Origin of the sequence: Pseudomonas sp. PDM05 (assembly GCF_014851685.1) — a bacterium.
Classification (GTDB): domain Bacteria; phylum Pseudomonadota; class Gammaproteobacteria; order Pseudomonadales; family Pseudomonadaceae; genus Aquipseudomonas.
In genome coordinates, this window is the sequence record NZ_JACVAC010000062.1 from 1 (window position 1) to 255 (window position 255).

Annotated in this window: 1 pseudogene; it reads left to right on the forward strand. The window is 67.1% G+C overall.

Annotation, left to right across the window (positions count from 1 at the left end):
• Nucleotides 1–255: pseudogene (locus IB241_RS28130) on the forward strand (ribonucleotide-diphosphate reductase subunit beta); the annotation flags it as partial.

Consider the following 255-nt stretch of genomic DNA (forward strand, 5'->3'; position numbering starts at 1 on the left):
TCGACGGTGCCGGCGCTGCCGCTGCCGTGGAAGCCCGCGCCGTCACCGCCAACGACTCCGCTGCCATCGTGCGCGCCAAAGCTGCGCTGGACAAACTCGACATCGCCGAAGGCCTCGCCGAACTCGAAGGCGCCTCCGCCCGCGTCGCCGTTGACGAAAAGCGCATGATCAACTGCCGCGCCGACCTCAACCAACTCGTGCCCTTCAAGTACGACTGGGCCTGGCAGAAGTACCTCGACGGCTGCGCCAACCACT